This window comes from Paenibacillus sp. GSMTC-2017, assembly GCF_016019935.1.
In the GTDB taxonomy this organism is placed as follows: Bacteria; Bacillota; Bacilli; order Paenibacillales; family Paenibacillaceae; genus Pristimantibacillus.
Map to the genome: position 1 here is coordinate 127,494 of NZ_JAECMT010000006.1, position 20,908 is coordinate 148,401.

24 protein-coding genes and 1 riboswitch are annotated in these 20,908 nt (G+C 38.6%); of the genes, 17 read left to right on the forward strand and 7 right to left on the reverse strand.

Annotated elements, in window-relative coordinates:
• Positions 1-19: 19 nt before the first annotated feature.
• From I6N90_RS21340 to I6N90_RS21350, 3 genes are all read right to left on the reverse strand, one after another.
• Positions 20-1,360 carry a WG repeat-containing protein gene (locus tag I6N90_RS21340; protein ID WP_197937686.1) on the reverse strand — a complete coding sequence of 447 codons (1,341 nt, stop codon included), beginning with the start codon at positions 1,358-1,360 and terminating at the stop codon, positions 20-22.
• A 170-nt stretch (positions 1,361-1,530) separates the two neighbouring features.
• Complete coding sequence (locus I6N90_RS21345; protein WP_197937687.1) at positions 1,531-2,145, reverse strand: hypothetical protein; 615 nt, start codon at positions 2,143-2,145, stop codon at positions 1,531-1,533.
• A 108-nt stretch (positions 2,146-2,253) separates the two neighbouring features.
• Positions 2,254-2,562, reverse strand: coding sequence for a hypothetical protein (locus I6N90_RS21350; protein WP_197937688.1), 309 nt, complete (start codon positions 2,560-2,562; stop codon positions 2,254-2,256).
• Positions 2,563-2,711: 149 nt separating this feature from the next.
• Between I6N90_RS21350 and I6N90_RS21355 the strand changes: the two genes are divergently transcribed.
• The 8 genes from I6N90_RS21355 (at position 2,712) to I6N90_RS21390 (ending at position 8,916) form a co-directional block, all read left to right on the forward strand.
• Positions 2,712-3,545, forward strand: a complete 834-nt coding sequence (locus I6N90_RS21355; RefSeq protein WP_197937689.1) for a cyclase family protein — start codon at positions 2,712-2,714, stop codon at positions 3,543-3,545.
• Between the two features lie 13 nt (positions 3,546-3,558).
• A complete protein-coding gene (locus I6N90_RS21360; RefSeq protein ID WP_332262492.1) occupies positions 3,559-4,380 on the forward strand; it encodes an alpha/beta fold hydrolase in 822 nt (273 codons plus the stop codon).
• A 47-nt stretch (positions 4,381-4,427) separates the two neighbouring features.
• Positions 4,428-4,682 carry a hypothetical protein gene (locus I6N90_RS21365; protein WP_197937690.1) on the forward strand — a complete coding sequence of 85 codons (255 nt, stop codon included), beginning with the start codon at positions 4,428-4,430 and terminating at the stop codon, positions 4,680-4,682.
• A 121-nt stretch (positions 4,683-4,803) separates the two neighbouring features.
• On the forward strand, positions 4,804-5,301 hold the full coding sequence (locus I6N90_RS21370) for an RNA polymerase sigma factor (RefSeq protein ID WP_232243227.1): 498 nt from the start codon (positions 4,804-4,806) through the stop codon (positions 5,299-5,301).
• Positions 5,291-5,935 (forward strand): hypothetical protein, encoded by a 645-nt coding sequence (locus tag I6N90_RS21375; protein WP_197937691.1) that lies wholly within the window; start codon positions 5,291-5,293, stop codon positions 5,933-5,935. The genes I6N90_RS21370 and I6N90_RS21375 overlap by 11 nt, the downstream gene beginning before the upstream one ends.
• 360 nt (positions 5,936-6,295) lie before the next feature.
• Positions 6,296-7,477 (forward strand): NupC/NupG family nucleoside CNT transporter, encoded by a 1,182-nt coding sequence (locus I6N90_RS21380; protein WP_197937692.1) that lies wholly within the window; start codon positions 6,296-6,298, stop codon positions 7,475-7,477.
• 141 nt (positions 7,478-7,618) lie between these two features.
• Entirely contained in the window at positions 7,619-8,326 is a 708-nt protein-coding gene (gene deoD, locus I6N90_RS21385) for a purine-nucleoside phosphorylase (RefSeq protein WP_197937693.1), read from the forward strand.
• Positions 8,327-8,451: 125 nt separating this feature from the next.
• Positions 8,452-8,916 carry a GNAT family N-acetyltransferase gene (locus tag I6N90_RS21390; RefSeq protein WP_197937694.1) on the forward strand — a complete coding sequence of 155 codons (465 nt, stop codon included), beginning with the start codon at positions 8,452-8,454 and terminating at the stop codon, positions 8,914-8,916.
• Positions 8,917-8,999: 83 nt separating this feature from the next.
• Here the strand turns inward: I6N90_RS21390 and I6N90_RS21395 are convergent, their stop codons facing one another.
• Together I6N90_RS21395 and coaA are read right to left on the reverse strand one after the other, a co-directional pair.
• Complete coding sequence (locus I6N90_RS21395; protein ID WP_197937695.1) at positions 9,000-9,200, reverse strand: hypothetical protein; 201 nt, start codon at positions 9,198-9,200, stop codon at positions 9,000-9,002.
• A 95-nt stretch (positions 9,201-9,295) separates the two neighbouring features.
• Positions 9,296-10,216, reverse strand: a complete 921-nt coding sequence (coaA, locus tag I6N90_RS21400; protein WP_197937696.1) for a type I pantothenate kinase — start codon at positions 10,214-10,216, stop codon at positions 9,296-9,298.
• A gap of 140 nt (positions 10,217-10,356) precedes the next feature.
• On the opposite strand from coaA, the gene I6N90_RS21405 reads away from it, so the two are divergent.
• Together I6N90_RS21405 and I6N90_RS21410 are read left to right on the forward strand one after the other, a co-directional pair.
• Positions 10,357-10,845 (forward strand): cysteine hydrolase family protein, encoded by a 489-nt coding sequence (locus I6N90_RS21405; RefSeq protein ID WP_197937697.1) that lies wholly within the window; start codon positions 10,357-10,359, stop codon positions 10,843-10,845.
• 111 nt (positions 10,846-10,956) lie between these two features.
• On the forward strand, positions 10,957-11,709 hold the full coding sequence (locus I6N90_RS21410; protein ID WP_442950977.1) for an ankyrin repeat domain-containing protein: 753 nt from the start codon (positions 10,957-10,959) through the stop codon (positions 11,707-11,709).
• Between the two features lie 88 nt (positions 11,710-11,797).
• Here the strand turns inward: I6N90_RS21410 and I6N90_RS21415 are convergent, their stop codons facing one another.
• Entirely contained in the window at positions 11,798-12,991 is a 1,194-nt protein-coding gene (locus I6N90_RS21415; RefSeq protein WP_197937698.1) for an oxalate decarboxylase family bicupin, read from the reverse strand.
• Between the two features lie 222 nt (positions 12,992-13,213).
• On the opposite strand from I6N90_RS21415, the gene I6N90_RS21420 reads away from it, so the two are divergent.
• From I6N90_RS21420 to I6N90_RS21435, 4 genes are all read left to right on the forward strand, one after another.
• Positions 13,214-13,507 (forward strand): hypothetical protein, encoded by a 294-nt coding sequence (locus I6N90_RS21420; RefSeq protein WP_197937699.1) that lies wholly within the window; start codon positions 13,214-13,216, stop codon positions 13,505-13,507.
• Between the two features lie 75 nt (positions 13,508-13,582).
• Positions 13,583-13,662, forward strand: a riboswitch (ZMP/ZTP riboswitch).
• A 52-nt stretch (positions 13,663-13,714) separates the two neighbouring features.
• Positions 13,715-14,338 (forward strand): DJ-1/PfpI family protein, encoded by a 624-nt coding sequence (locus I6N90_RS21425; RefSeq protein WP_197937700.1) that lies wholly within the window; start codon positions 13,715-13,717, stop codon positions 14,336-14,338.
• On the forward strand, positions 14,335-14,814 hold the full coding sequence (locus I6N90_RS21430) for a GNAT family N-acetyltransferase (RefSeq protein WP_197937701.1): 480 nt from the start codon (positions 14,335-14,337) through the stop codon (positions 14,812-14,814). Before I6N90_RS21425 ends, I6N90_RS21430 begins: the two co-directional genes overlap by 4 nt.
• 290 nt (positions 14,815-15,104) lie before the next feature.
• Positions 15,105-17,111, forward strand: a complete 2,007-nt coding sequence (locus I6N90_RS21435) for a serine hydrolase (RefSeq protein ID WP_197937702.1) — start codon at positions 15,105-15,107, stop codon at positions 17,109-17,111.
• A 139-nt stretch (positions 17,112-17,250) separates the two neighbouring features.
• Here I6N90_RS21435 and I6N90_RS21440 read toward each other — a convergent pair whose 3' ends face one another.
• Positions 17,251-19,020, reverse strand: a complete 1,770-nt coding sequence (locus I6N90_RS21440) for a methyl-accepting chemotaxis protein (RefSeq protein ID WP_197937703.1) — start codon at positions 19,018-19,020, stop codon at positions 17,251-17,253.
• Positions 19,021-19,333: 313 nt separating this feature from the next.
• Here I6N90_RS21440 and I6N90_RS21445 point away from each other — a divergent pair, with 313 nt between their 5' ends.
• From I6N90_RS21445 to I6N90_RS21455, 3 genes are all read left to right on the forward strand, one after another.
• A complete protein-coding gene (locus I6N90_RS21445) occupies positions 19,334-19,801 on the forward strand; it encodes a GNAT family N-acetyltransferase (RefSeq protein ID WP_197937704.1) in 468 nt (155 codons plus the stop codon).
• Positions 19,802-19,851: 50 nt separating this feature from the next.
• The gene (locus I6N90_RS21450) at positions 19,852-20,349 is read left to right on the forward strand and encodes a hypothetical protein (RefSeq protein ID WP_197937705.1); all 498 of its coding nucleotides are present in this window, start codon (positions 19,852-19,854) and stop codon (positions 20,347-20,349) included.
• A 152-nt stretch (positions 20,350-20,501) separates the two neighbouring features.
• Positions 20,502-20,828: an NUDIX domain-containing protein gene (locus tag I6N90_RS21455; RefSeq protein ID WP_197937706.1), complete on the forward strand. Its 327-nt coding sequence runs from the start codon at positions 20,502-20,504 to the stop codon at positions 20,826-20,828.
• Positions 20,829-20,908 lie beyond the last annotated feature (80 nt).

Genomic DNA, 20,908 nt, shown 5'->3' on the forward strand with positions numbered 1-20,908 from the left:
GATGTTCGTTCAAACCTTATTAATTAGTTGTAGGAACTGCTACATACCCAAACTTTTCACCGTCTAGTGATACAGGCACTAATCCTTCAGAAGGCGCTCCTACGATCATGTACTCTAGCGCTAAAACTTCTTTACCATTACGATCGATTAATCCGTATCCGTCATTATTTCCAACGAATGCTAACCCGTTAATGAAAATATCTTTATCAAAATAATTATATTCTCCAGGGGATTCATATTTAAAATCAATGACGATTTTACCCTTTTTGTCGATAATTGCCCACTTTTTACCCTTTTGCACCCATGCTAGACCATTTTTAAAAGTCCAAACGTCATCATATTGTGCTTTAATAACAATTTTACCGTTTTTATCAGCAAAACCAAATTTATCGTTGTTTTCAACAATAACTAAACCTTCTTTAATACCACCGTAAGTATTATATTTGCCAAAAGATATTTGCTTTCCGTTTTTATTTATTACTCCAAAATCCGTAGGTTCTTCTTCGCCGTACCCAACATTTATAGTCCCTTCAGAAACATTATAAGGGATAAAACCTTGCAACCCATCGTATTGCGGTAGCTTTGCAACTACTTTCCCCTTTGTATCTACGATAACACGTTTCAAATCTTTACTAACAACCGTTAAACCTTCCTCGAAGTAATAAGTAGAAACGTCAGATTCAGGATCAGCATAAAATTCTGTAACTGCACTATCATAAGTAGGTTTTAATATTTCTTTACCACTCAAGCTGTAAAAGCCTAGTCTATCTTTATCATCACGTAGCCAAACAAATCCTTCTTCAAAAGCGAACTCTTCATATGCTATTTCAGTTTGAAGATATAATTTTGTCTGTTTAATAACTTTTCCTGTTTTATTAATAAATCCGACATGCCCCTCTTCATTCACAATAACAGCATATCCATTGTAAAATCTTGATGCGTCTTGAAAAGTTGCAGGAATAACTAGCTTTCCTTTTTTATCTACAAATCCCCATTTATCACCTGTAAGAACAGCCGCTAAATCTTCTTTAAATATATCAACAAAGTCATATTTAAGTGGTAGCACTTCTTTACCTGTTGTATCAATAATTCCAGATAGTCCTTCATCATTAATTACAGTAGAAAAACCTTCGACAAAATCTCCCATTTCTGTGTAAATAGGCTCTACGATTTGTTCTCCTGACTTATTAATAAGACCAAACATACCATCTACTGAAACGATGGCGACGCCATCTTGAAATGGACCAGCATAATCATACTCCGCTTCAATGGCAAACTTGGATGATGGTGCTGCGCTTGCCACAGATGCTAAACTAAAAAATAATAACATGCTAATAAAAATATTAACTTTAACTTTCATTTCACACTCTCCTACCAAAATATTGTAATACTAAAATTATACAATTGATTATTTAAAATATAAACAAATTTTCTGTAGTATGTTGTGAGCATTAAATAGCCTGCAGCTACAAAAAAGGCGCGTTTGAGAGGAGAGATAAACTCTCCTTCACAAACGCGCCTATCTACTATTTACTCTTCAAATCGCAACGTAACGATAATAGCGGTTTCCATATTTTTTAAAGATTCAGGTGAGAAATCGGAAACACGGATTTGATTGGTAGTTGTTGCATGCATTCCCCATATATGCACATCGCCTTTGGCTGGAAATGTATAAGGTGAACGAGTAGAGATTAGTCCGTGTGCTTTTATTTTTTTGTCCCATAAATGAGAAAAACCGTATGAATTTGTACCACGCTCACTTTTTTCAACTATCTTAATTTCGCTTAAATCATCTTGTCCCTCTACAAAAGTGGTATCAATAGAGATGATGAATTCAAGCTCGTTTCTCTTTGCTTTCTCTGATCGCCAAAAAATGTCGAATAGAGATCCAAGCGATTTGGATTTCTTCCCATTCTCCCACAGCTCAACATCTAAAATTGCGTTCGGTTTAGTTCCTTTATAGTTAAGTTTAAATGATCCAGACATGTTTCCTAAGAAAGGTTTGAACTTTTCTGCGTCACCTTTGAACAGGTCAACGGTTGTAACTGTTATTTTAGCAGCTTCCTCATGGGTGGATTTACCTGATCCAGTAGCGCACCCTGTTAAAGATAATGCAATAATCAAAACGCACATCATTAATCGCATAACATACCTCCAAGTAAAGTCATTTCACAAAATGAATTTACTTCAGTATAGGTATGTATCCAATTATTTACAACAAAAATGATCGTGCATTAATGAAATGTGTTTGTATTAACCTTCCGTTATATCTGCTACTAATTCACTAGCAACCTCTAACATCATAGGGATTACTGCTTCATTCGTACCAGATACATAAATATCTCCTTGATAATAACGGAATGGGATTTTTACTTCACCGTAACTCCACATGAAGAAATCTCCGTCAATAGACATCGTAGTAGCACCAGTCACTGTAAATACTGACGAATAAGTGAAATCAGGTTTGGATGCAAAATAGGTTTTGCATTCCTCGAGCGATATCGTTTGCTCTAAATCTCCATTTTCTTGTAATGATCTTGTTATTTTATAACGTTTACTCATTTCGATTGCCTCCAATATGTTTCCTTGTATTTAATTAACCAACAGTATAAATGAATATATCTAAATTATATATAGCGTTACATTCGTCTGGAAATTATTATTATATAAGGTAACTAGTTTTGATTCAAAAGCTGGGAGATGAAGTTTGGATGCCATATGGAAAGCTGCCAGAACCATTGTTTACAGCTGAGCTTATTTCTTTGATTCGTAGTGGCAAAGTATATAGCCTTCAGCATGTACTGGAACGCGGAATACCAGTGTTTGAGGGGCATGCACCTTTTAGAAGTATGCCTTATATTCGCCATTCTGACACGGAGGGCATGTTGAAGGGATCGGCTTGTTTTGCATCCGAGCTTACGATGATGGGACAACATACTGGAACACATATTGATGCGTTATGCCATTTCAGCAAGCGTGTAGGTGATGAAAGATACTTTTATGGTGGAGAAACCGTTTCAAATGCTGAAAGTCATGAAGGTATATCTAAGTGGAGTATTGAGCAAATGCCGCCGATAATTGCTAGAGGCATTCTTTTGGACGTACCGAGAGCGCTTGGAGTGGATGTTTTGGAAGATAGTTATGAGATAACTATTGAGGATATTAAACGATGTGAAGAGAGGCAAGGGGTCGAGATAGTAGCGGGATCTTGTGTGTTAACTCGTACAGGATTTTCAGAATATTGGAAGAAAGACAATTTGCGTTTCCTAAATAGGCATGCAGGGGTGGGTTTGGAAGCTGCAAAATATGTGGTGGAAAAAGGGGCAATTGCTGTCGGAAGCGATACCTCTGCGTTTGAAGTGCTACCAACTCCTTCACATGAAGTCCATACCTATTTGTTAGTAGAACAAGGAGTACCTATTATGGAATGTCTTGATCTTGAACAACTGGCAGGGGATCAATCTTATGAATTTGTAATCATCGTCACCCCACTCAAATTAAAAGGTGCAACAGCTTCGGTCATTCATCCAATAGCTATTGCATAACAGGAGGAACAAAGTGGACATCAACATAAACAATCTTTCTATAAACTATGAAGATATAGGTCAGGGCAAGCCAATCGTTATGATACATGGTTTTGTAACGGATCATCAATTAATGATGGGATGTATGGAGCCTATTTTTGCAGGGAGAGATAGTTTTAGAAGAATATATATTGATTTGCCTGGGATGGGGAAGTCGGAGAGTGCGGATTGGATTACTCATGCAGATGTGATGCTCGACATTGTTATTGCTTTTATTAATACGATAATTCCTAATGAAAATTTCTTGCTTGCAGGAGAGTCATACGGTGGATATTTGTCCAGAGGGATTCTCTACAAGATGCCAGATAGGGTAGATGGTCTTTTAATGATTTGTCCAGTCATAATAGCGGACAGCAGTAAACGAACGGTTCCAGAACATGTTGTTTTAGTAAAAGATCAGGAGTTTTTAAATGATTTGCGAACAGAAGAAAGTGAAGGATTCCGATCCCTCTCAGTTATTTATAACAAACCTGTTTATGAAAGATATACAAACGAAATCACAACTGGCATTAGCCTAGCGGATAATATTTTTTTAAGTGGATACAGAGAAAATGGGTACGGGTTCACGTTTGATGTGGACAAATTAGATACTAAGTTTACCGAGCCCGTTTTATTGTTGCTAGGAAGTCAGGATTCCGTTGTAGGGTATAAGGATGCATGGAGTATTTTGGACAACTTTACAAGAGCAACCTTTGCTGTAATTGATCGAGCAGGGCATAATTTACAGCTTGAGCAAGAAGAAGTATTCAATTGTCTCGTTAGTGAGTGGCTTAGACGAGTAGATGAAATGAAGTAAAATTAGCGGGTAAAAGGACTATGATTACAATGAAAAGGGGGCTGTCTATGAGTAAGTATGTCTGGTACATCGTCTCATCTACTCTCATGATTGTAATTTTTTCATGTGTCCTTTGGTATACGTATTGGGATGCTGCCCAGCCCAAAACAGGGGTAGTTTTTGATGGTAACCATACTCCTGCAGTTCAACATTTAGTTCCTGTTTATACTGCAATCCTTATGGGATTCGCTAATTTACCAATTGCGATTATGAGATATTTGCAAAACAAGAAGCTTGAAAATATGAAGGATTTCAAAAAATAAGGGACATTCTTGTTCATTTATTTAAAAAGTAAACGGACAGCTGTTTCGACAGCTGTTTTTTTTGTGCGAATGAAACAATTTCATAAACTCCAACGTGTTAGGTGTAGAAGGAGGGAAGCCTTTGGAAACGAGCGAGCTGAATAGGAACGAATATGTAGCACTATTAGTGAACAAATATAGCGATATGGTTTTGCGTTTGGCTCTTACTCACCTCGGTAATTTGGCGGATGCACAAGATGTTTGTCAGGAAGTATTCATTAAGTTTTTTAAACGGCAGCCTCACTTTACTAGTGAAGAACATGAAAAGGCGTGGATACTCCGAGTGACGATCAATGCATGTAAAGACGTTATAAGGAGTCCATGGAAAAAATGGTTCGCAACAGTTGCGGAAGTACCGCTATCTAATCATTTCTCAACTAACACGGAAGTTGTGTCTATCGTTCATAAGCTTCCCCGAAAATATCGTTTGGTTATTCATCTCCACTATTATGAAGGTTACAAAACAGCGGAAATTGCCCGGATTTTGAACATAAATGAGAACACTATTCGAACGCAACTAAAACGAGCGAAAGAACTTCTGAAGTCAAAGTTAACGGGAGGGTTTGACGATGACGAATAAACAAAAGTACATAAATGGAATGAACGGAATAAAGGTGGAAAATGAGCTTAAACAAGACATAATCAAAAACGTTAGTCAAAGCGCTAAAGTCTCTCGGAACGCCGTCCTAATTCACCCAAAAGGTGTTATGATTTCTGTTGCTTGCATCATTTTATTGTTGATTGCTGTAAGAGGGCCGCTTGTACTTCAAAATAAAGACAAAGGTCACCCTACTTCATTATTTAGCGGTTTTGTAGTGACTGCTTATGCAGCAGATGGTGCGCCCATAGTGGTCAAACCTAATATAGATTTCCCGCTTGGCCAATATTCAGTACTAATGAGCAGCGTACCGGGTTTTCCGATTACAATTGCTTGCAAGTATGCTGACCAAATAAAAATAAAAACAACAGAAGGGCAGATAATTAAATGGAATACAACGGATACTAAGGTGAGGGTTCAAGGAAAAGAAGCGACAGTTCAGTCAGGCGAAACGATCTATTGGTCTCCATTAGTAAATGGTGATTCATCGCACGTAGCAGCAACTGAAAGTAGGATTGAAATTACAGCTTTCAAGGAGCGTAAAAAGTTAGGCAGTGCTGCGATCCAGATCAAATCAGATGAACATTTTATGTTCAAGGGAAAACTTACTAAATAGGGATAAAACCGATGGTTTTAGGCTATTTTCGAATACAAAATAGGTAGTTTTAAATTTTTTTGTTTCCGTTCTAATTAAAACTTGTTACAATGTAAAGCCGGACGGGTATAAAAGTGTACGTCCATGAAATTTTATAGGAAATGTGAAAGGAGAGTTATAAAAAAATAAACACTAACAATCCTAGTCATGGCAGAGACCTTACTGCTCAAGGGTTAGGCTTGTCAATAAATACAAGTATGCATCATCGTTCTAGGGCAGTATAATAACGATGTTGTTAAAAACGAATGCCGTCGTCACTATGTAAGCGCTTTACAGAAAAGCATCATGTCCTACTATAATACTCAACTAGGAGAATACACCATGAAATTTTTAATCGCTTTACTCGGCTTGCTTGTAGTTTTAGGGCTTTCTTATGTTGCCAGCAATAAGAAAAAAGACATTCGCTATAAACCAATAGCGATTATGATTGTGTTGCAGGTTATTCTAGCGTATGTATTGCTAAACACTGTTGCAGGAACGGCATTAATTAAAGGCTTCTCCGGTTTGTTTGAGAAATTGCTCAAATATGCGAATGAAGGAATTGTATTCGTATTTGGCGGCTTGCTTAACGAAGGACAGTTTTCATTCTTCTTAAGTGTTTTGCTACCGATCGTGTTCATCTCTGCACTTATCGGAATACTACAGTATATCAAGGTGTTGCCTTTCATCGTTAAATATATCGGTCTGTTCTTGAGTAAAATTAACGGTATGGGAAAGTTAGAATCCTATAATGCGGTAGCTTCAGCTATTTTGGGGCAATCCGAAGTGTTCATTTCAGTCAAAAAGCAGATGGGGATGTTGCCTAAGCATCGTTTGTACACACTATGTGCTTCAGCAATGTCCACTGTATCGATGTCGATTGTTGGCGCATACATGCAAATCCTTGATCCAAAATATGTAGTTACGGCGCTTGTGCTTAACTTGTTTGGTGGGTTCATCATCGCATCCATTCTGAATCCTTATAAGGTCGAGGAATCAGAAGATATTTTGGAAGTACAGGAAGAAGAGAAACAATCGTTCTTCGAAGTATTGGGCGAATATATTATGGACGGCTTCAAAGTTGCAGTTATCGTTGCAGCGATGTTGATTGGTTTTATCGCATTGATCGCATTGATTAATGGTCTATTCAGCGGCATTTTCGGCATTTCGTTCCAACAAATGCTTGGTTATCTGTTTGCACCATTCGCTTTTATTATGGGTATTCCATGGAAAGATGCAGTCGATGCAGGAAGCATTATGGCTACGAAAATGGTTTCCAACGAGTTCGTCGCTATGCTTGAAATAGCGAAGTATCCTGAATTGTCTTCACGTGCTGTCGGAATCGTATCCGTATTCCTAGTTTCATTTGCTAACTTCTCATCGATCGGTATTATCGCTGGCGCTGTAAAAGGTTTGCATGAAAAACAAGGTAACGTTGTTGCTCGTTTCGGATTGAAGCTATTGTACGGTGCTACTTTGGTAAGCGTCTTGTCTGCTATCATTGCAGGACTATTCATTAAATAATAAAACGAAGCCTGCATATTTGAATATATGCAGGCTTCGAGCTTGTCGAACGCGGCAAAATATGTGATATTTATGAAGGTAAAGCACAGAATTAGCTTTCTAGAGAAATTTAAAAAACTGATTTTTTGAAGGAGAATGTTCATGAGTGTTCACATCGGAGCCGAGCAAGGCCAAATTGCAGAAACGATATTGTTGCCAGGGGATCCACTAAGGGCTAAATATATTGCTGATACGTATTTGGAGGATGTTATCTGCTATAACGAAGTTAGAGGTATGCTTGGATTTACAGGTACTTATAAAGGACAACGCATCTCTGTACAAGGTACAGGCATGGGTATACCTTCTATTAGTATTTACGTGAATGAATTGATTCGTGATTACGGCGTAAAAAACTTGGTTCGTGTAGGAACTTGTGGCGCTATGCAAGAAAGCGTACATGTTCGTGAAGTCATTTTGGCGCAAGCAGTTTGTACGGATTCCAGCGTTAACCGTCATGTATTTGGCGGCTATGATTTCTCACCGATCGGTAGCTTCTCTTTACTTAAAGAAGCGTATGAGCGCGGTGTTGCTAAAGGTATGAAATTGCATGTAGGTAACGTTTTCTGTTCTGATTCTTTCTATCGCGATGATAAATCGGTTGTTCAGAAATTGATGGAATATGGTGTTCTAGGTGTAGAGATGGAAACAACAGCACTTTACACGTTGGCAGCTAAATACGGCGTTAACGCTTTGACTATTTTGACGGTAAGCGATCATTTGCTAACAGGCGAAGAAACAACTTCGGCTGAACGTCAAAGCACATTCAACGATATGATGGAAGTTGCTCTTGAAACAGTAATTTCGATATAGAATAGTAATAAATCTACGAGTGATGAAGAGATCACGCCCCATTTCGCGATGGGTGTGGCTCTCATCACTCGTTTTTTTGTATACTTAAATAAGTATGCAAAAGTAGGCTGGGGGGAAATGAACAAATGAATATTAACTATTCCGTATCGCAAGCAACAATTAACGATCTTAATGATTTAGCATCTCTGTTTGATCTATACCGTGTTTTTTATGGACAGCCTTCTAACGCAGAGGGAGCTAAGCAGTTTTTGTTTGAGAGATTTGATCATGCGGAGTCAATTATTTATATAGCAAGATGTTCATCAACCAATCAAGCAATCGGATTCACTCAACTATATCCGACGTTTTCCTCCATTTCTATGAAGAGGTCATGGGTTTTAAATGATCTTTATGTGGTCGAGGAGTATCGCAAACACGGAGTTGCAAAAAAACTGTTGGAGGAAGTAAAAGGTTTTGCAATTTTAACAGGAGCAAAAGGGATAGCATTATCAACAGCTCCAGATAATAAAAAGGCACAGTCGCTGTATGAACAGCTTGGCTATGTTAAGGATGATGAATATTATCAATATTTTTTAACATTGCCACAATAATACGTAAGCTCATAAAGGATCAAAAAGGCCAAAACTGCTTTCGCAGCAGTGGCCATAAATTTAATTAACTGGATTTCGGATACTTATTGAGTGTCTTCAACGTCATGTTTATGAGCGGAGACTTCTTCGACTTCTTCTGATTGCACAAGATTTTTGGAAGTATTCAATTCCCTTTGATGAGGATGAGGCGTAGCATCGGCATTATTTCCTTGATTGTTAGTAACTTTATTGTTCTCTTCTGTATGGAAATCATTTTGATCAGCATCAAATATATTAGTTCCCATTGGTAATACCTCCAGTTGTGTGTTATGTTGCGCGAATAATAATATGCTCCTTTGAAGGTTTATTTATTCGCTTTCCAATGGGATAAGCAACTGTTTTATTTCCGAAGCAGAACTTTCTCAACGCCATGATTATCGCCTTTGAAAAGGACTAGCTCTGCACGTGGCTTAGTTGGTAAAATATTTTCGTTCAAATTTAATAAATTGATATCTCGCCATATTTGCTTCGCATGTTGTAACGCATCTTCATCTTGCAGTGCTGCAAAGCGGTGGAAATAGGAGTTAGGATTTTGAAATGCCGTTTTTCTAAGTAAACTGAAACGTTCAATGTACCATTTCTCCAAATTATGAACATCCGCATCCACGAAGATCGAGTAGTCAAAAAAGTCGCTAACAAATACGCTGCCTTCACGGCTTACCTGTAGCACGTTGATTCCTTCTACTATGAGGATATCAGGTTTACTAATTGTCTGTACCTCATCTGGTAATATGTCATAAGCAAAATGGGAGTAGATAGGTGCGTTTACAGTATCTTTTCCCGCTTTGATGTTAGAGAGAAATCGAATGAGCTTTTTGGTATCATAGCTAATTGGAAACCCTTTTTTATTCATGATGTTGCGTTCCAACAGGGTTTGATTCGGATATAAGAAACCGTCGGTCGTAATCATTTGGACATTTGCATGTTCCTGATAGTGATATAACAATACTTGCAAAAGCCTTGCGGTCGTACTTTTACCAGCCGCAACACTGCCTGCAATACCGAGTATAAAAGGAACCTTCTCTGGTTGACGATTCAGAAAAGAAGATGTGATTTCGTTTAATTGTTGTGAAGCTAAAACACGAAGATGAATGAGCTCCGCGAGCGGAAGATAAATATCTTTCAATTCGTGGATGGATACTTGATCATTCAGACCTTTAAGCTCATCAAATTGTTCGGGTGCTATCGCTGGATGAAGAGGGCTTTCTAGGTTGGCCCATTGCTTGCGATCAATTGTAATGTAAGGAGATGTATGTTGCATAAGAGCAGTACCTCGCATTTCATTCCTATTGTTGTTAGAGCGTGATGAATGTTACGTATCCGACCATTTTATTACGAAATGAACGATTAACCAAGTATTATATTGTTATGAAACAAAAAACAATATGAAGGCGGCTAACAATGAAAATCGGACTTTTAATTGTAGATATGCAGATAAACATTTTGGAAGATAAAAAACAAATCATTAATGTTGAAAGAGCTTGCGAGTATATCAATCATGTTGCCAACCTACTTCGTTCAAAAGATCACGTTGTTATACATATTCAGGACATTGAGGGAGCGAGCGAAGCAAGCGCTGAATCAATCGCAATTATTCCGGAAATTCCAGTAGATCCAAAGGATATACGTATCACTAAAGAACATTCCAATGCATTTTGGAATACAGAATTAGAACAGATTTTGAAAAGTAATGATGTCGGTTTAGTTATTGTAGCTGGATTCGCAGCCGAACATTGTGTTCTATTCACTTATAATGGTGCAATTGAAAGAGGGTTTAAAACGGTCATTTTACAGAATGGCATTTTGAGTACAAAAGCAGACTTGTTAGATTTGACTTATCGGGATCGAAACATCATTTCATATCCAGTAATCGAGTTTATTACTAAATAAATGTGTCTTTACGTTTTACAAACACAATCTAACGTTTACTCATTATTTATAATTGGTTTATAGGTTGTTAATCATTCTCTTCTATACTATGTGTAAGAAAGATCAGCGGAAATGAATAACAATACGAAGAAAGGATGGATGCAGGTGTTGCGAATTATCGTATTACTGCTAGCTCTAGTCGTTTCAGGTTGTCAGGTGGACGATGGGCATAAAGTGGATAATGAGGGACAACAAGCAATCCAGTCGGTGAAGAGTGAAATGGACAAATTGAATCAAGCTTTGTTAATAGCAGCCGAGCAAGGGGATAAAGCGTCGATCACAAAGTTGCTAGCCGATGGTGCAGACATCAATACAAGAGATGCCAATGGAAGAACTTCTGCAATGATTGCTGTCCACTCGAACCAACTCGATATTTTTAACTTCTTTGTAGAAAAGGGAGCAGACATTAATATCCGAGATAATCGTTCTGATAATCCACTTCTCTATGCAGGTGCGGAAGGAATGTTGGATTTCGTCCGAGCAGCACTTGCTGCTGGCGCAGATACGACTATTACGAATCGCTTTGGCGGTACAGCACTAATACCAGCAGCCGATCGTGGTCATGTAGAAATTGTGAAAGAGCTACTTACTAATTCTGATGTAGATATTGACCATGTAAACAACCTTGGTTGGACAGCACTCCTTGAAGCGGTCATTTTGGGGGATGGTGGGAAAGATCATCAGGTCATTGTGAAGCTGCTTATTGATCATGGTGCAGATGTAAATATTGCAGATTTCGATGGGGTAACTCCCTTAGAGCATGCAAAGAAGAATGGTTACGAGGAAATGATTATAGCTTTAGAGCATGCGGTTACGCAAAAATAATGATAATTATGACTCCCGATTAAAGAAGAAGAGGGTACTTCAAAAGCCAGAGTGTGGCTTTTGAAGTACCCTCCTTCTATACACTGTGTTATTTAGGAATATAGGAATACCCAGGATAACGAACAACTGGCCATTTCTCCTTACGTAATGCGTTTAGTAATTCATCTCCGACATGTAAATTACTACGAACGAGTTGACGAGGAGTAAGTGCCATCCATTGGTTTAAAGACACATCAACAAATCGGTCGCTCTTGAACATCTCTAGAAATCGCAACGTTTGGGTACCGGTATTTTGAATATAATGTCCAGTAGCAAATGGGACGTAACCTACATCTCCCGCTCTATAATTAAATGTTCGCGCAGTCCCGTTTCCTGCAAATACGGTCATCCGCCCTTGCCCCGTAAGATAATATTGCCACTCGTCGTTATTTGGATGCCAATGGAGTTCTCTCATTCCGCCAGGTTCAACCTCTACGAGTGCAGCGGCGATTTTTTTTGAAATAGGAAAATTAGTAGAATCCACAATGCGTACGTTCCCACCAGGTGTTTTAATTGGTGTTTGAGCTAGAAGTTCATGCTTGAACGTTTGTGGAATTGTTCCGTAGGGAGAGGGAATTTTTTGACTTGCAAGCGGACCCGGAACGTTGTCTTGATAAATATAAACCTGATCTGACGGAATGTCGTTGAATGCACTCTCTGGAACGCCGAAATTGGCAGATAACACTTCTTTAGGCGTGTGGGCGAACCAATCAGAAATAGATAATGTATTAAGATCTGAAAAGTTACCATCATCAAAGACAAGTAAAAACTCACATCCCTGTTCAAGTCCTTGAATAGAATGCGGAATTCCCGGAGGAAAGTACCAAAGATCACCCGGACCAACGTCTGCGATAAAATTTCGACCATCTTGGTCGACTGATGTTATCCGTGCCCTTCCCCACAACATAAATGACCATTCTGCTTGTTGATGCCAGTGAAGTTCGCGGACTCCCCCGGGTGTGAGGCACATATTTACACCTGCGAGTGTAGTTGCAATAGGTAATTCTCTCACTGTAATTTCTCGGGACCAGCCCCCGTGATTTAATGTCATAACCGTATCGGAAAATGAAAACTTTAAATTAGGCAGCAAGCCAGCATCTGTAATAGGAGGAACGAGCATATCAGGATTTTCAAGATCGCGCATAATATCACGAGGGCCGAGATCGGGTGCACCTGCACCGTCACTTCGAATAGGCTGTGGAACATTTATTGGGGTCCCTGAAGTTTTAGGCTGATTTTCCATCACGCATACTCCTCACAATTGAGGTATTGTAAAAATAACTGTAAAACTTCCATGTAATATATGAAGTTTAATTAGCGCTTATGACCTTCGCAAAGCATCTTATCCTCCAAGTAGCAGTCTATTTTCCTTTTCAGTCTAGTGACTGATGAGTTATATTAAGTAGTGGAAAACATATAGAATCGGCCATTAATTTAATCATCCAATCGAGGTGTTGTTAGCAATATGAAAAATGTTAAAGCAGGTCTATTTTTAATCATTAGTCAGTTTGTGTATGTTATCTTCACTGTCCTTTGGTTTATTTTTTTAATTATGACGCTTCTAATGCTAGACCAATGGGATACGCTAAATGTCATTCAAACCATATCTCTAGTTCTCGTTTGGTGCTTTCCTATTGCCTTCATCGGATCAGGAATTGCTAGTTGGGTGCTATATCACAAACGTAAATTTAAGGTAGCGGTATGGATTGGCATGATTCCGCTTCTGTGGGTGCTACCCTTGATCGGCTTTTTTGCATAGTCATTCAGCAATGCGTTTCCTCATTACTAAGCATTGAAATTGTCAGAAAAATCTGATATAAATGATTTTATATAGTCTGGTATGTGCAACTGGCGTAAACGTGGAGAACCACGAGGGAGCACATATTTCATATGCCGTACGCCTGGGCAAAGTATTTGGTCTATGTATGACCGAATACTTTTATTTATTTTACAGGGGGATGATGGAATGAGTCAGGCAGGGGAAGCAAGGAAAGTAGCCATTTTTATTTTTGATAATGTAGAGATTTTAGATTTTGCAGGCCCGTTCGAAGTGTTTATTTGTGGCAGTAACAGAGGGCAAGATTTTCATGTGTTTACTGTAGCAGAGCATGACCGTCCTGTTACAGCATTAGGAAATTTGAGTGTTAATGCTACCTATACGATTGATAACTGCCCGAAGCCGGACATCTTGATTATCCCTGGTGGATGGGGTGCAAGAACAGAAATGAACAATGAAACGATTTTAAACTGGATTCGAGAAACGTCCAAAGAGGTAGAGCTTCTCCTTTCTGTCTGTACAGGTGCATTAATCTTGGCAAAAGCTGACTTGCTGGACGGTCTGCAACTAACGACTAATCGGAATGCTGTAAACGAGCTAAAAGCTATCGCTCCTAAATCAGCTCATATCGTAGAGGATGCACGATATGTTGACAACGGTAAAATCATTTTATCAGCTGGTATTTCTGCAGGTATGGATATGTCGCTATATGTTGTCGGGCGGCTATTGGGAAAAGAAAGAGCATTAAATGCTGCACGAATAATGGAGTATGATTGGAATGACGCAGAGGGAAATTCGGGGGGATTTGATTGAATATTCGTCTGCTACAAAAGGAAGATGAAATCATTGTTCAGGGAATTATGGCAGGACATCCTCTGGAATTCCCTTCATTCGGTATTGATCGGTATCCTCCGCGCTGGGAACAATTTTTGCAGGGTGATGATCGATGTGTTTATTACGTAGCAGCTTCTGAGGCAGGTGAAACCATTGGCCATGCAGGATTTCTCTTTAATGAAGCATTAGGCCTTTACGAAATAGTTGGAGTTGTTGTTTCAAAAAACCATCAGCGCCTCGGAATAGGGAAAACACTCATTCAAACGATATGCAATACATTGCAAGAGATAGGATCCAAGCAAGTTATTTTGTATACGCTTGGTCATATAGGTACAGAAAACACATTATCGTTTTATCGAAACATTGGTTTTGAAATGATTAACTATGAAAAGGATTATTTCACTGCTGATTATCATAGGGTTACTTTTGTGAAAGAGATAGAGCAGACAATTTAATTAGTGATGGCAAGAGGGTGTCCCAAGCTAGAGGCTTCTGGGGGCACCCTTTTTGTTCTTTGTGCGAATCGCTGCATTTTTACGTTTAGTTTCCTATGGTAGAAGGCATAACCCCGATAATCAGTATATTTTTCCACAACGCAAGCTATCCGTCCTGGGATGTATGTAGGTTTCACCTTAGGGCTAGTAGCAAGTGCAGACTAAGGGCGGATTTTGAAGCAAGAAAAGTAACTTACTATAAAGAGGAAGGAAATGTAAAAAAATCAAATTATTTTTTTGGAGGGATAGTTATGTTGAAAGTTAAGGCGAAAAAAAGTAGAAGATCGAAATGGGCGACAGCTTTAATGGCAGCTGTTATTACGGTTTCAGCAGTTTCGCTTCCAGGAAACAAAGTTGAAGCTGCGACCGCTACTGGTCCTAAAGATGCAAAGGAAGTTGAAGCGTTTGCCGATGCCTACTTCAACCGCCCGGAAGTGAAAAAGGCGATGGCAGGAGCTGCATTTGTTGTCGTAGATAATGACAAGGTACTTCTAAATAAAGGCTTTGGGTATGCGGATGTGGAGAGTAAGCAGCCAGTTATTCCAAATGAAACTGTTTTTCGAGTAGCTTCTGTATCAAAGGTATTCACAGCGACAGGTGTTATGCAATTAGTTGAGGAAGGAAAAATAGATTTAGAAGCAGATATTCATAACTATACAGGTGATCTGAAGATAGCAAATCAAACGAACAGCAAGCTGACAATGAAAGATGTGTTAACACATACAACTGGATTTGATTATACCGACATAACTACTCCCGAATCTTATTCACTTGAACAACATATTAAAGAATTTGCGCCGACAGTAGTACGTAAACCAGGAGCTGCTTACCGATATGATAATTATGCTTCTGACTTACAGGGTTATATTATGCAACAGGTAGAAGATCAACCGTTTGAACAGTTAATTGACGAGAAGATATTCCGCCCACTTGGAATGGAAAATAGTGATTTCCGTATGAGCGAAAAAATGAAAGAAAAGCTAGCAACGGGTTATACGGCGACAAAAGAGCCGCATCCTGATTATGAAGTATATCCAACCATTATGCCATCAGGAGGAATGTTTTCTACAAGCACGGATATTTCCAAGTTTATGTTTGCTCATTTGAATGGTGGAAAGTTTGGGAATGAACGAATTCTTAAAGAGGATACTGTAAAAGACATGCATAAAACACGTATTTCTAGCCATCCAGAGCTTCCGAACATGACTTACGGTTTTGAGATGTTCTACCGTGAAAGCTTCAATGGTGAGTATGTCATCGCAAAAGGTGGCGATTTGCCTGGTTATCATTCTTGGATGTGGATGCTGCCAGATCGCAAAGTTGGAGGTTTTGTTGTACTCAATAGCGACGTTGACAGCACTCCTATTATATCAGGGCTGTTTAAAGCATTTATGGATCATTATTATCCGAAAACAAACGAGGAACTTCCTGCTCTCAAGTTGACCAAAGAGCAATTAGCTAGATTTGAAGGTAGCTATCGATTTTTACGCTTTCCTTTTATCTACTTCGATGTAAAAGCAGAAGACGGTTACTTATTATTAAATGGGACAAAAAGTAATGTAAAGCTAGAGCCTATTGGGGATATGTTATTTAAGGATGAAGCAGGAATGTTAGCAGCTTTCAAAACAGATGAGACGGGTAATATCGTTTATCTTGATTACTATTTACCTTCTGCATGGAGTGAGAAAGTAGAGAGCAAACCAGATTATAGTGATGTCCCGCGCAATCATCCTTATGCGAATGCAATTTATACACTACGTACGTTAGATGGTGTTTTACATCCAGATGCCATAACATTTGAACCTGAAAAAGCTCTAACTCGTGCAGAGTTTGCAACCGAATTGTTTCGCTTTATGGGCAACAAGCCCATAACGACAGCAACAACCTTTGTTGATACGGAAGGTCACCGCTATTCAAACGAGATTCATCAGTTAGCTACATTGGGAATTATTCTGGGGAGTTCTGCACAGCGCTTTTCCCCAGATCAACTGATTACGCGTGAAGAAGCAGCGGTAATGATTTATCGTTTAATGCAATCGTTCGGAGCTTCAGCTATAGAAGTAGAACTGAGTGGAGAAACTTCTCCATGGGCAGAAGAAGCTGCTCAGTTTTTAGTGGCAACAGGCATGGCAGGTCCTACTATTTTACCTAAAGAGGGAGGTGCAGATTTCCGTTCGAAGGAACAATTGCTCCATAAAGAATCTGCATTTATGTTATCGAACGTTGCGAGAGTACTCGCAATGGCACTAGGGATCTAAATACACAGTCATCATATATGTGAAATTACGTGTAGAGAGTTAGGTTAAATACGGCGTATATAGAGCTCCACTAAAATAAGCTGAGCCGGCATTAGGTACATGACCTAAGCTGACTCAGCTTACTTTGATTAAAACCTATTTATATTTTAAATCTCGCAACGATGGTTCGTAATTCTTCAGCCGTCTGTGACATGGAAGAAGCTGAAGCAGTAATCTCCTCAATGGATGCCATCTGTTCTTCTGAAGCTGCTGCTACGTTTTGTGTGTTGGAAGCGGAATGTTTGGCTGAATGAGCCATTCCCTGGGCAGAAGCATGAACCTGTTCTACACTAGCTGACATTTGTTCTGCTACAGCAGAAACTTCTTGTATATCAGCTGCGACTTGTTCAATTGATCGAAGGATATATTGGAATCCGTCACCTGTCGATTGGACAACGTCCATACCTGCTTCTACTTCTTTTGTACCATAGGCCATCGCTTCTACAGCAAGAGTAGTGTCTCTTTGAATGTGCCCAATTAACTCTGCAATCTGGCTGGAGGATGCTCGGGACTGTTCAGCAAGCTTTTTCACCTCGTTTGCTACAACGGCAAAACCTTTGCCGTGTTCACCTGCACGAGCTGCTTCAATAGCAGCATTAAGAGCTAATAAGTTTGTTTGTGTTGCAATTCCGGTAATAACATCAACAATTTTACCAATTTCGATTGAACGTTCTCCTAACTGTTTAATAAGAGAAGCGGTCTGTTCTGATGATTGATTAATTGTGCTCATTTGCGCAATCACTTTTCGAATCGATTCATTTCCTTGGACTGCTTCTTTTTGTGTTTCCATCGCTGCTTCCGACACAGAAGAAGAAGTTTCTGCTACTCGCTGAATACCGATTGCTAATTCTTTCATTGCATTTGCACTTTCTTCTGCTGCCTGCCCCTGCGTTTCTGCTCCACTAGCTACTTCTTGAATAGCTGTAGTAATCTGATTCGATGCATGTGCAGTTTGTTCTGCACTTGCAGTTAACTCTTCGGATGAAGCAGCTACTTGTTTAGACGTTTCACTAGCCTTTAGGAATAGATCGCGCAAATTAGAAATCATATTGTTAACGGCATGTATTAATTGACCAATTTCATCTGTCCCATTATAGACGTTATTTTTAACTGTAAAATCGCCTTGTGCCAGCTGGTTCATATGTTCAACCACTTTATAAATAGGTGACGTGAGTGCTCTTATGAAAATGAGTCCTACTATAGTAACGATAATCAGTGCGGAAGAGACAGCTAAGAAGATCGTCATTCTAGTTGATTCCTTCAGCTTATTATCTTCTTGAATACGATTGTCCGAGAACTCATCAATAATTTCACCGACGAGATTCAGCTCATCTCTTGCAGCATTATAGGCAACATCTATCTTTTTTATAGAAAGAGCAATTGATTGTAGGCTCTGTTCATTCGATTGTGTTTCCGTTGACTGAATGATTGAGCTGGATAAGTCTGTCCACGATTTTAATTGTTTTTGAAATTGTTCAATAGGTTCTTCAATTTTTTTATTCGATTCACGGTGCTGATAATGTTTAAGCTCCTCAATTGTCGTTACGAATTCGGTTACTTTTGTTATTCTTTCGTTCACTTGCTCTACATTTTCCTTGAAGCTATCCATCGAGTCTTTGTATTCCTTGCTCTGCTTATCAAAGATAAGGAGGTCCTGTACCGCTACATAAGCTTGATACATGTCTCTATCCGCATTCAAGGTGAGGCTTGAACTAGAGTAAATCTCTGATTTGTTTGCTGTTAAGGTATTCATATTCGAAACGGTTAAAAAAGCTGTGAAGATAAGTGCTAGAGTAGGAATCGACAATAAAATAATAATTTTAGTTCTGAGTCTTACATTTTTGATTCGTAGTGATTGTAGAACGGACATGTGGTTAAACCTCTCTTCAATTGGTATTCTAGATGCGATTTCTTATTATTCATTGGAATTATATCACTATATCAATAGGGTAGTAGCATCATAAATGAAAAAGACTTTAAAATAATAATAATTTTAATTATTTTTTTAATTAGTAAGCGAATAAGATTGAAATACGCTTTTGTTAATAAGGATATTATTGTAAAGTATAAATAACGATTAATGTGAAAATATTGTCCATTCAAACTGCTGAAATCGAAGAGAAGGATATCTGTTTATCAGAATGGGTTAATTTATGTAGCGACAATTTTCGGGGGGATATTGGATGATTAAACTGGCAGAGTCGAAAGAAGCAAACTTGGTTCATGAAATGATGTTACTTGCCTTTGAGGAATATAGACATATTGACGTCCCGTCAAGTGCACTTAATGAGACGATTGTTTCAATAGAGGAATCACTTTCCACTGGAGCAGAGCAAGCGTTGCTTTATTTCAAGGATGAGTTAGCTGTAGGCTCTGTAAGATTTACGAGGAATGAGAAATCTCTTTACTTTTCACGCCTGTCTGTTTCCCCAATAGCAAGAGGAAGAGGTATTGCTAAATCCTTTTTACACTGGCTCGAAGAACATGCAAAAGAACAAGGAATATCAGAAATGAAATGTAGGGTTCGTATGTCGATCCCGCAAAACATAGCATTATATCAATCAATAGGTTTCATCGTTATTGAAGAGGAGGAAGTCATTAATCCAAATGGCTTTCCTGTCAAAACGGTACTGATGAAGAAAGTGATATAACTTTCTTGTCGAGTTGCGAATGATTTTTACACAAGGAGCAGCAGCACTTCATGAGAAAAAGACACATTATTATAATAGCTATTATTGCTATATTATTCACGCCTCTTTGTATCAGCTTTTATAACTTCAAAAAGTATGAAGTGGAAAATAACGATCTAGATGAGTTTATTACTAATCTAAATAATGTGATTCAAGAAAACAGCATATTTTTTATGACGGAAGTTACACATTTTGAGTGGGATAAAATGTATGTTTTTGGTCCATATATGTCGAGAGAAGTAATGGAAGGGGCTATTGGTACGAAGTGGCATACAGAAGACTCCTTTTTTAAGTATGTAATTAATGAGTCTAGTAGGGGGGATTATCCATTAAGCGATGAATCTCTGAGTAAGGTAGTGTTTGTTAAAGAAAATGAAGTGGTATTAGATATTACATTTGATCCGCTATCATCTGTTGTTATGATGGGTAACAATGAGGTGTATGAACGGCACAATTCTGAATTTTGTCTGGGTAGGATTGAAGGTAGAAGAACTTTGATAAAGCTATAAAATGCAATGGACTGCGAGTCAGAAAGGTATTTCCGTACTGGAGGATGTTAGAATGAGGATTCGTAACTCGGCTAAAGCAACCATTATAAAAGATAATAGGCTACTAGTTATAAAGTTGAAAGATGAAGATGGCGATTACTATTTGTTGCCGGGTGGCGGCCAAGCCTGGTGAGAAGCTGATAGATTGTTTAATAAGAGAATGTTGCGAAGAAACGGGTTACTTGGTTGAAGTACATAAGTTAGTATATATGAGAGAATGCTTTATGGATGAAAATGTTCATCGCGTAGAATGTATGTTTACTGCTTCTATAATAGAAGAAACTGAAACTACGAACATGGATCATAATCAACTCGGTGTGGAATGGATCGAGCTTTCTACTATTAAGGATGAACCACTGTTCCCTAAAGAGCTTAGACGACTCATTGAATCGCTGCATCAAGGTAATCATGAGCAGGTTTATTTAGGGGAGATAGAATAGGGGCATAATGACGCATTAAGAGCTAGATTTGAACACAGAAATTGCGGCTAAATCATACGAGTAGAACCTAACGAACTGAA